We start from the raw sequence: 10,883 nt of genomic DNA on the forward strand, positions 1-10,883 counted from the left end.
TGTTTCAGTTAATAGTAATTGTATCAAATATACGATTTGCGGTATTTATGGCCATGGTTTTTCTAAATTTTTGGCGATTAACGATTATATTTGGCTAACCATATACCTAAAATTACCTATATGCAGATCAATTCCTTTGAAGAATACCAAGAAACGTACCAAAAAAGCATTAACCAGCCAGAAGAGTTCTGGGCAGGCATAGCCTCCAATTTCCTTTGGAAAAAGAAATGGGACCATGTACTGTCGTGGAATTTTACCACACCCGATATCAAATGGTTCGAAGGAGCCAAACTCAATATTACCGAAAACTGCCTAGACAGGCACCTTGCCGAAAATGGCGATACGCCCGCCATTGTTTGGGAACCCAACGATCCTGAAAAGGAAAGCATTACCTTGACTTACCGCGTACTGCACGAACAGGTTTGCAGGTTTGCCAATGTGCTTAAAAAGAATGGCGTGCAAAAGGGCGACCGTGTGTGCATCTACATGCCTATGGTACCCGAATTGGCCGTGGCTGTGCTGGCCTGTGCCCGTATTGGCGCCGTGCACTCGGTGGTGTTTGGCGGTTTTTCTGCCAAATCTATCGCCGACCGTATCAACGATGCCGCCTGTAAGGTGGTGGTAACCGCCGATGGCGCATTCCGGGGCAATAAGCAGATCCAGTTGAAGGAAGTGATAGATGATGCCCTGATCGGCTGCCCTACCATCGAAAAAGTAATCGTGCTTACGCATACCCGTACGCCGGTATCGATGCTTAAAGGAAGAGACTGCTGGTGGGAAGACGAGATCAAATTGGTTGATTCGAACTGCCCGGCCGAAGAAATGGACGCCGAAGACATGCTGTTTATCCTCTATACTTCGGGTTCTACCGGCAAGCCCAAAGGCGTAGTGCATACCTGTGGTGGCTACATGGTGTATGCCGGCTATACTTTTTCTAATGTTTTCAATTACCAGCCAGGAGAAGTATATTTCTGTACGGCCGATATCGGTTGGATTACCGGCCACTCGTATATTGTTTACGGACCGCTCTCGCAAGGTGCCACCACGCTGATGTTCGAAGGCATTCCGACTTATCCGAATGCTTCGAGGTTCTGGGATATTGTAGAAAAGCATCAGGTCAATATATTGTATACCGCACCTACGGCCATCCGGTCGTTAATGGGATTTGGCTCAGCGCCTGTTCAGGGCAAAGATTTGAGCAGCCTGCGTGTATTGGGTTCGGTAGGAGAGCCGATTAACGAAGAGGCTTGGCACTGGTTCGACGAAGAGATAGGCAAGAAAAACTGCCCGATTGTTGATACCTGGTGGCAAACCGAAACCGGAGGGATCATGATTTCGCCTATCGCCTTTGTAACGCCAACCAAGCCGAGCTTTGCTACCCTGCCCTTGCCGGGCATACAGCCTATCTTGGTTGATGAGCAGGGCAAGGAAATCGAAGGCAATGGTGTTAATGGTAATTTGTGCATCAGGTTTCCGTGGCCTGGCATGTTGCGTACCACTTATGGCGACCATGAGCGTTGCCGTTTAACTTATTTTTCTACCTACGAAAACCTTTATTTTACAGGCGATGGCTGCTTGCGCGACAAAGATGGCTACTACCGCATTACCGGAAGGGTTGACGATGTAATTAACGTTTCTGGCCACCGTATTGGCACGGCCGAAGTTGAAAATGCCATCAATATGCATGCTGGTGTAATCGAAAGTGCCGTGGTCGGCTATCCGCACGAGGTCAAGGGACAAGGCATTTTTGCCTTTGTCATCTATCCGGGATTGAGCAAGGATGAAGAATTGACCAGAAAGGATATCCTGCAAACCGTAACGCGTATTATTGGAGCCATTGCCAAACCCGATAAGATTTTGTTTGTATCGGGTTTGCCTAAAACGAGGTCGGGTAAAATTATGCGCCGTATTTTGCGCAAGGTGGCCGAAGGCGATACTTCGAATTTAGGCGATATCAGCACTTTGCTAGATCCAGCGGTGGTACAGGAGATTATTGGTAAATCGAGACAGCTTTAAGTGGCGGAAGGTGAAAGTCTAAAGCTGGAATTAATTCACCCCTTTAATAATCTCAAAACATAACTATCCAATCTTTTAAAAACAATAACCGTGCTGGTCTGTTATTTAGCTAACAAATAGAGTATTGAACTAAATCAAAAAACCTATGGATAAGCTAGAATTGAAAGGAAAGTGGAACGAGATCAAAGGAAAGGTGAAGCAGGCCTACGCAGATTTAACTGACGATGATCTGAAACACGAAGAGGGCCAGGACGACGAATTGTTGGGCCGATTGCAGCAAAAAACTGGTAAAGCAAGAGACGAATTGGTAAAATGGATTAATTCTCTCTGATTTTTACATCAACGAGCGACTTCTTTTAGGGGTCGCTTTTTTGTTTGGCTTTCACTTCGAAAAAGCGTTCGGCATAGATCACATCGTTGTCGGTTAAGCCCTGTACCACAATCCTGAATTTTCCGGTAATGTCGCTGGTATAAAAGCTGATATCTTGAGTTTTTCCGCCTTTGAGCAGTGTTGCATAATTCCAATAAACCGTTGAGAAGAATGCAGGCTCTTGGGGTTCTTTAAAGTCGTTCAGGTAAAATTCCTTCTGTAATCGGATGCCCTTTACCGGCGTGAAGATTTCGTTGCCATTGCTGGCTATGCTCTCTTTGCACTCGGTGTACAACATCGAATGACCGTTTGTTATGTACATTCGGCCTGGAACTGGCTGGGTATTGTTTGGGTCACCAATATGGTTGGGGCAATTGAGGATGTTGTACCGGCATACATAATCGCCACAAGCATTGCTGCCGGGTAGCCCTCTGCCAAAATTGAGATGGTTGTCTTTTTTGGCTGTAATGGTCACTTCTTTAAGCCTGATGGCTTTTTCGTTGCTTTTGAGCACGAGTTCGCTGTTGTTTAACAGGTTGGAAGGCAAAATGTTGTTTTGATAGGAAATCTGGTGCCTCAATTTGGCATTCATATCGCTAAATGCATCGACTACTTCAATGTGGTATGGCAGTTTGTTTTTGGCATTGATAAACAGGTACATTTTTTTGCCGGCTTCTGCCATCAGCTCGCTGGTGTTGAAATTGAACAAGCCGGTGTTGCTGCTGGTTGCAAAAGCCATTTGCTGCGGATTAAATATGCCGATGGTAACGGGCTCTGTCAGCTCTTTTTTCGATTTGGTGATTTTTCCGATCACTTCCAGGCTATCTGTTTTAAGGTCAGCAGCGTTGGTGTTGAATTGCTGTAGCTCTTGCCAGGTATATCTTCGCCAGCCTTTAACCAATAACACCTGCTCAAGGTAAGCCTTGTCTTTGTAGGCTTGGCCGTTAAGATTGAGGGGCAGTTGTTCAAGTTCGTTGTTCAAAAAAGTATAGCTCTCGATATCGTTGGCATTTTTGCCGTTAAGCCTATTGTCTTGTACACAGGCGATAGAAACGATGGCATTTTCGATTTTACTGTCGAGCTTTAGGCTCAGGCTTACCTTTTGCCTTTGCGCGTAATTTTGTTCGTCGGTATTGAGGCTCAGTTTCGAGGTGTTGTCGTAATGGGCAAAAAACATACGTTCGGCCAATGGCCTATCCAAACTGTCGGTAATGGTGATGGTGTTAAGTCCTTTGGGAACCTCGGTTAGTGGAATTTTGAGGGTTCTGAACTGTTGTTCCATCTCAAAAGGTGCATATATAAAGTTTTCCCTGAAGTTATGGATGCGGATAATCAGTTTTTTAGGGTTGTTGGTGCGCAGGCCGATCCGGAGGCTGTCTTGCGCAAGGGCTTCGGCAATACTTAAGCTGATGCCTTTCTCTAACGACATAGGTAAATGATAAATACTGTCTCTCAAGCCCGAATGGATCAGTTTTACCGTATAATCCGCGCCAGCATCGGCCAGCAACCTGAACTTGCCCATGCCATAGCTGCTGGTTTCGATGGTGTCGATTACTTTGTTGTTCTTGAACAGCAAGGCGGAGAGCGCAAGTGGCATCTGAAATTGGTCTTTCACCTCCCAGGCAATGTTCATGGGCAAACCGGCAACTAAATTTCCACCTTCGGGATAAAACTTTACGATTGCCCTGTTTTTATCCAATGGTAGGGCCATACTGATCAAGCTGCTGTCTTTTTCGTATTTGAGCTTAACGCGCAAGTTGGGGTCCGAAATGTTTTCTTGTTTGGGGAGCTCCAACAAAAGTTGTCCAGATGCATCTGTTTTGGCTGTTTTTGTCAAATTACCATATTTATAACTTACGGTAGTTGGCTTGGGCAAAAAGCGGTTGTCTTTAGAGGTAACCGAAAGCAGCACTTTGTTGTTGCTGGGTTCTAATAGTTTCATGCTGGCCTTAAACGGTTCGCTCATATTGGTTTTAATGGTAATCGGCTGTACAAACATGGCTTCAGGACTGTTGTTGACCAGTCTATCGGTGATGGCAAGCAAGCGATAATCGCCCGTTAATAACGAATCGGGTAAAACAAGGCTGCCAAAAGCCAGGCCGTTCTGCATCGGAAATCGTTCTTCAATCACCACTGTACTGTCGGCATCCCTAATCAAAGCTACCGAAATGAGTTTGTGCTCATTGATGGGAGATTTACTTTTCCTGATCAGGTAGGCTGTAAACCATACCGTTTCGTAGTTGGTGTAAACGTTTTTGTCGAAATGCACAAAGAGGTTGGCATTTTGTTTGGCTTCGCCATAAGCCTTCAGGCGGTTGTCTAAAGGGTCTTGGGCATTTGCCCACAAACTTAAGAACACAAACAAGATAACGAGGGGTAGGAAGCGCATGCGTTAAAAATAGCTTTAATCTCCTAAAATAGGAAATGGGTTGTCTAATCAACACAAAGGCCGCTTCGACATCATCGAAACGGCCTTTGCACATGAGCTGCTGTTGACTTAGTAGCCGAACAATTGCTCTAAGGTTAAAGTGGTTACTGTGCCAAATTTCTGCATGTCTTCCAATTTCACTCTCTTATCAGAAGCCACAATCAGGTAGGTGTATGGCTTATTGGCAATTTTTTCGCCATGGAAGGCTTTAATACTGTCGAAATTGATCGGTTTAAGTTCTCTGTAAAGATCGATTCTCGAATCGTGGTCGTAGCCTAGTTTTTTGTCGGCCAGGTAGCTGTAAATCACAGCATCTTTGGTAATGCGGGCGGTTTCTATATTGTTAACCACGTTTGCCTTGGCGCCATCGAACGATTTTTCGCTTTTTGGCAACACGTTCAGCAGCTCGTTCATTCCGTTTACGGCATCAGTCATTTTATCGGCTTGGCTGCCAACATAAGCTACCATGCTGTACTGTTTGTCGGCCCTGTCTGGCGATACATAAGTGGCAAAAGTAGAGTAGGCTAATGCTTTCGATTCCCTAATGGTTTGGAAAACGATAGAACCCATACCTCCGCCAAAATAGCTGTTAAATACCTGGATGCTGGCCGCATCGTTTTTGTTGTAAACCCCGGTGTTTCTCAACCAGCGGATTTCCGATTGCACCATGTCGTAATTGGCAAAATATACCTTATTGGCATCCTGCGTTGTATAGGTGTACGCTTTTGCAGGGGCAGCCGGAGTAAACTCTTTGGGCAATAAATGCTGTTTTTTGATTTCAGGCGCAATGCTGGCCAGATCTTTTGGTCCGTAATAAGTAATGATATGCTCGTAATTGGTCAGGTTGTGCAGCAAATCAACCAGGTCGGAGGCTTTGATGTTTTTTACCTCTTCGTTGGTCAGCACATTATTGAAAGGGTTTAAGCTGCCATATTGTGCGTAAGAAGTCAGGGCATTCATAATTTGGCCTTTGTTGAGCTTGGCATTTTCACGGCCTTTCAAGATGCTGCTTTTCAGTTCTTCCAGCGCTTTTTCGTTTACTTTTACGTGGGCAAGGATATGCTCAACCAAACTTACCGCTTTGTCGAAGTTTTCCTGCAAACCACTGATGCTGATGGTTGTGTTATCTGCGCCAACGCTTAGGTTGTAGGTGCAGGCAATGTTATAAAACTGCTTGCTCAGGTCTTCGGCGCTATATTTGTCTGTACCTAGGTAAGGCAGGTAGCTTGAGGCATATTGTAACAGTTTATAGTTGTTGGCACCGATGTTCAGCCTGTAAGTCATTCTGAAGATAGAATTGTCGTTGTTTTTGGTGGCCAACAAATCGGCAATACCAACTTTGCCATAGGCGATGTCTTTTTGGTAATCTAAGAATTTAGGCGCAATCGGCTTTACCGGAGCCTCTAAAATGCTTTTTACAAATGGCGAGGTCAAGTTGGCGTTCGCGTTGATTGGCGTAATGGCAGGTTTTTCAACCTTGATTACGTTTTTGTCTTCGCCTTTGTGCTTATAGCCGATAACGTAGTTGTCTTTAAAGAACTCTTTGGCAAAGGCTACCACTTGGGCCTTGGTAATTTTTGAAGTTGCTTCAATTTCACCTAAGTTTTTGTCCCATTTGGTACCCCTGTTCAGGATAAATTCTGTCGAAAGGTTTTCGGCCCTGTTGTTGTTGCTGTCGAAAGCCTGTAAAAAGCTTAGCTTTCTGTTGGCTACGATCGCTTTGAGCAGTTCGTCGTCAAAATTGCCTTGTTTAAGCAAGTCAACCTGCTCCAAGAGTAATTTGGCTACTTGTTCCAAAGTTTGGCCTTGTTTCGGTTGGGCCGAAAGATTGAATACGCCGTAGTCTTTCATTTGCTGATAGCTGGCACTTGCCCTAAGCACTTTTTGCTGCTTGTTCAGGTTAATGTCGATCAAGCCGGCCTTGCCATTGGTCAATATGCTACGGATCAATTCGAGCAATAGGCTTTGTTGCGAATTTTCGGGATAGCCGCGGTAGTAGATTTCTACTGCCTCGGCGCTAGGGCCATATACATCAACTTTCTGGATGCTGGTTAATGGTTTTTCGGGAACCGGATTGTACAGCACTACAGGTTTGGGTGCCATATAGCTGAAAGATTTGTCTATCTTCTTGATCATCTCGTCAGGATTGAAATCACCTGCGAAAATGATGGCCATGTTGTTAGGCACATAATACTTATCGTAGTATTTTTTGATCTCTACCAGCGAAGGGTTTTTCAAGTGTTCGATGGTACCAATGGTAGTTTGCTGCCCGTAGTTGTGCGTAGGGAAAAGCTTGTCCATCATGGCTTCATCCAATTTGTTGCCGTCGTCGTCTAAGCCACGGTTCTTTTCTTCGTACACTGCTTCCAATTCGGTATGGAAAATACGGAAAATAGGCTTGCGGAAACGCTCGCTTTGGATGGCCAGGAATTTATCGATGGCATTGGAAGGAAAATCTTCGTTATAGACGGTTTCTTCGTACCAGGTATGCGCATTAGAAGAATTGCCACCAATGCCGGCAATCATTTTGTCGTATTCGTTGGCAATAGAGAAGTTCGAGGCTTCGCCAGAAGTTTTATCTATTTCTTTGTAGATTTCCTTGCGCTGGGCCGGGTCGGTTGTTTTGTTGTACTTTTCGTAAAGCGCATCGATTTTGTCGAGCAGGGGCTTTTCTTTGGTCCAGTTGTTGGTGCCAAATTTGTCGGTACCCTTAAAAAGCAAATGCTCCAGGTAATGCGCCAAACCCGTATTGGTTTTAGGGTCGGTATTGCTGCCGGCTCTTACGCTCATGCGCCATTGGATGTTAGGCTCTTTATTGTTGGGCGAAAGAATGGCGGTTAGTCCATTTTTCAAAGTATAAAAACGGGTTTTAGAAGGGTCGTTGGTTACATATTTATAAGTGTAACCTCCAGAGGTGGCCGTTTTCCATTGATAGGTAGACTGCGCCAATAATTGATTGCCCGCCAGCAAAAGACAGACAAAGAGTAAGAGTTTGGTTTTCATCAGTTTTATATGATTTAAGTGGGTCAAGATTCGAAGACAAGCCTGGCTTGTGGTTAAGAATGTTTGATGGCCAATAAGTTAGTGATCAAATATAAGTGGCTGGCGATTACTTTTCCAAAAAAATGGGATGAAAATTAACTATTGTAAAACGGGAGCCGGGCTTCTGATTATTTCTCGTATTTTTACCGTATGAATAAAGATACCCAAAAGCCTACCATTTTGGTGGTTAACGACGATGGAATTACCGCTCTCGGTATTAAAAACCTCATCGAAGTGATGCAGGAAATCGGACATGTTGTTGTAGTGGCACCCGATGGCCCCCAATCGGGCATGGGCCATGCCATTACCATTGGCAAGCCGCTGCGGTTCGATCGGGTAGACCTTTATCCTGGCGTAGAGATGTACAAATGCTCGGGTACGCCGGTCGATTGCGTTAAACTGGCCGTCAACAAGGTGTTTAAAGGCAAAAAGCCAGATCTTTGCGTATCGGGCATCAACCATGGACTGAACAACTCGATCAATGTCATTTACTCGGGTACCATGTCGGCCGCGGTAGAAGGTGCCATCGAGAAAATCCCCTCTATTGGGTTTTCGCTCGATGATTTTGCCCAGGATGCCGATTTTAGCCACTGCAAGCCATTTATCAAGACTATCGCCCTGCAAGTGCTGAGCCACGGATTGCCTGAAGCTACGCTGCTCAATGTCAATTTCCCAAAAGGGGCACACATCAAAGGCATTAAAATCTGCAGGCAGGCCAATGCCAAATGGGCCGAAGATTTTGAAGAAAGAAAAGATCCCTACCTAAGGCCTTACTACTGGTTAACCGGTGTGTTCGAAAACTACGACAAAGGCGAAGATACTGATGTTTGGGCATTGGATCATGGCTATGCTTCGGTGGTGCCGGTTCAGTTCGACTTGACTGCACACCATGCCATCCCAATTTTGAATGGCTGGGACTTCAACGCCAGGCCAAAGGCACAATCGAAAGTGGAGAAAACCGCAGGTCCGGATGGCGCAAATCTAGGTTAGCCATGCAAGAAAAAATCAAGGCAATCAAAAACAACGTTTGGATGGGCATGGCCGTTGGTTTGCTGGCCCCGCTGGTGCCGGGTTTCCTGGTTTGGTACCTGATGCAACATGTTAAAGCTTTGCAACATGCCGATTTATTGCTCATTGGCTGCGTAGCCATCAATGCCTTTCTGATGAACTACTTTTTTAAAATCAATAAGGAGCATGTGGGGCGCGGCATTTTAAGCATCACATTTTTATGGGCCTTTGCCTTCTTTTTTTATAAGGTGCTTTAAAATGGGAGCCCGAAGTTGAATAGTTTACCGTTAAACAATATAGCAATTGAACAACAAAGCAATCAACCCATGACTAATCCTCTAATGAACTGGTGACACCAATGATACTAATGAACCAAACCAAATGAAATATTACCTTGTAGCAGGCGAGGCCTCTGGCGATTTGCATGGAGCCAATTTGATGAAGGCATTGAAATTAGAAGATCCAACCGCCACGTTCAGGTATTTTGGTGGCGATAAGATGCAGGCAGAAGGTGGCGAGCTGGTTAAGCACTACGCCGACATGGCTTTTATGGGCTTTACCGAAGTACTGTTTAACCTGCGCACTATTTTCAAGAACCTCAAAGCCTGCAAAGCCGACATCTTAGCCTACCGGCCCGAAGCGCTGATATTGATAGATTTTCCGGGCTTTAACCTCAAAATCGCCGAGTTTGCCAAGCAGCAAGGCATCAAGGTTTGCTATTATATTTCGCCAAAGGTTTGGGCCTGGAACCAAAAACGTGTGCTCAAAATCAAACGTATAGTCGACCAGATGTTCTGCATCCTGCCTTTCGAGGTTAGTTTTTACAAGGAATGGGGCATGGAAGTAAATTATGTGGGCAATCCCCTGTTGGATGAAATCGGACAGTTTGTGCCTAATCCTAATTTCAGGGCCGACAACCAGTTGAGCGATAAACCGATTGTGGCCTTGTTGCCAGGCAGCCGCAAACAAGAAATAGAGCGTTTGTTGCCCGATATGTTAGCCGTGGTAAGCCAGTTCTCCGATTATCAGTTTGTGATTGGTGCGGCACCAACCTTTAGCGAGCAGTATTATCAGCAGTACATTAACGAGAGGCCGGCCAACTTGGTTTTCTCGCAAACCTACCAGTTGCTGCACCATGCCCATGCGGCTTTGGTAGCATCGGGCACGGCCACTTTAGAAACCGCTTTGTTCAAAGTGCCCCAAGTAGTGCTTTACCGTGGCGGCAACGTGTCGGTGGCCATTGCGCGTTTACTGGTAAAAATCAGGTTTATTGCTTTGGTTAACCTCATTATGGATAGGGAAGTGGTCAAAGAACTGATCCAGGAAGACTGCAATGTGGCACTTATCGCAAAAAACCTCAAACTTGTTACCGAAGGAGAGGGGCGCGTAAAAATGTTGGCCGATTATGAAGAACTGGCCATTAAAATGGGTAGCGCAGGCGCTTCGCAGCGAACAGCCAAGCTTATTGTGGATGCCTTGAAATAACATAATTTAACAAATGGCAAGTGCTACAACTGCTCTAAATAAGCTATTTTCGAACTTTAATGATATATTTGAAGCGATCAGCAAAATCTAAACATGAAAGCCCTCTCTATTAAAGACATAGCACTAAAGGCCAAGGTATCTATTACCACGGTTTCATTTATCATTAATGGAAAGGCCAAAGAAAAGTCGATTAGCGATGCGGTGATCAAGAAGGTACAAAAAATCATTGCCGAGAGCGGTTACAAGCCCAACCAGATTGCCCGAAGCCTAAGAACCGGCAATTCGAACATCATTGGGCTTATTGTTGAAGATATTTCCAACTCGTTTTTCTCCAGGATTGCACGTTTAATAGAAGACAAGGCCTATAAAAGAGGCTACAAAATTATTTATTCGAGGGGGGGGGGGGGGTACACATCTGACGCTGCCGACGAACCACGACATGGGTGGGGGGGGGGGGGGGGGGGGGGGGGGGGGGGGGGGGGGGGGGGGGGGGGGGGGGGGGGGGGGGGGGGGGGGGGGGGGGGGGGGGGGGGG

General features: G+C 45.6%; 8 protein-coding genes. 6 read left to right on the plus strand and 2 right to left on the minus strand.

Annotated elements, in window-relative coordinates:
* The first annotated feature begins 120 nt into the window (after positions 1 to 120).
* Entirely contained in the window at positions 121 to 2,016 is a 1,896-nt protein-coding gene (gene acs, locus JHD69_RS11065) for an acetate--CoA ligase (protein ID WP_199140270.1), read from the plus strand.
* 145 nt (positions 2,017 to 2,161) lie between these two features.
* Positions 2,162 to 2,347: a CsbD family protein gene (locus tag JHD69_RS11070; protein WP_199140272.1), complete on the plus strand. Its 186-nt coding sequence runs from the start codon at positions 2,162 to 2,164 to the stop codon at positions 2,345 to 2,347.
* Between the two features lie 25 nt (positions 2,348 to 2,372).
* Here the strand turns inward: JHD69_RS11070 and JHD69_RS11075 are convergent, their stop codons facing one another.
* Positions 2,373 to 4,775: a hypothetical protein gene (locus JHD69_RS11075; RefSeq protein WP_199140274.1), complete on the minus strand. Its 2,403-nt coding sequence runs from the start codon at positions 4,773 to 4,775 to the stop codon at positions 2,373 to 2,375.
* Between the two features lie 108 nt (positions 4,776 to 4,883).
* On the minus strand, positions 4,884 to 7,817 hold the full coding sequence (locus tag JHD69_RS11080) for a M16 family metallopeptidase (protein ID WP_199140276.1): 2,934 nt from the start codon (positions 7,815 to 7,817) through the stop codon (positions 4,884 to 4,886).
* Positions 7,818 to 8,006: 189 nt separating this feature from the next.
* Between JHD69_RS11080 and surE the strand changes: the two genes are divergently transcribed.
* The 4 genes from surE to JHD69_RS11100 form a co-directional block, all read left to right on the plus strand.
* Complete coding sequence (gene surE / locus JHD69_RS11085) at positions 8,007 to 8,846, plus strand: 5'/3'-nucleotidase SurE (RefSeq protein WP_199140278.1); 840 nt, start codon at positions 8,007 to 8,009, stop codon at positions 8,844 to 8,846.
* A gap of 2 nt (positions 8,847 to 8,848) precedes the next feature.
* Complete coding sequence (locus tag JHD69_RS11090) at positions 8,849 to 9,121, plus strand: stationary phase survival protein SurE (RefSeq protein WP_199140280.1); 273 nt, start codon at positions 8,849 to 8,851, stop codon at positions 9,119 to 9,121.
* Between the two features lie 124 nt (positions 9,122 to 9,245).
* Complete coding sequence (gene lpxB / locus JHD69_RS11095) at positions 9,246 to 10,349, plus strand: lipid-A-disaccharide synthase (RefSeq protein ID WP_199140282.1); 1,104 nt, start codon at positions 9,246 to 9,248, stop codon at positions 10,347 to 10,349.
* Between the two features lie 93 nt (positions 10,350 to 10,442).
* Positions 10,443 to 10,883 (plus strand): LacI family DNA-binding transcriptional regulator (locus JHD69_RS11100; protein WP_233165867.1); only part of this gene is annotated, 441 nt, incomplete at its 3' end.

Source organism: Pedobacter sp. ASV12, from assembly GCF_016429155.1.
In the GTDB taxonomy this organism is placed as follows: Bacteria; Bacteroidota; Bacteroidia; order Sphingobacteriales; family Sphingobacteriaceae; genus Pedobacter.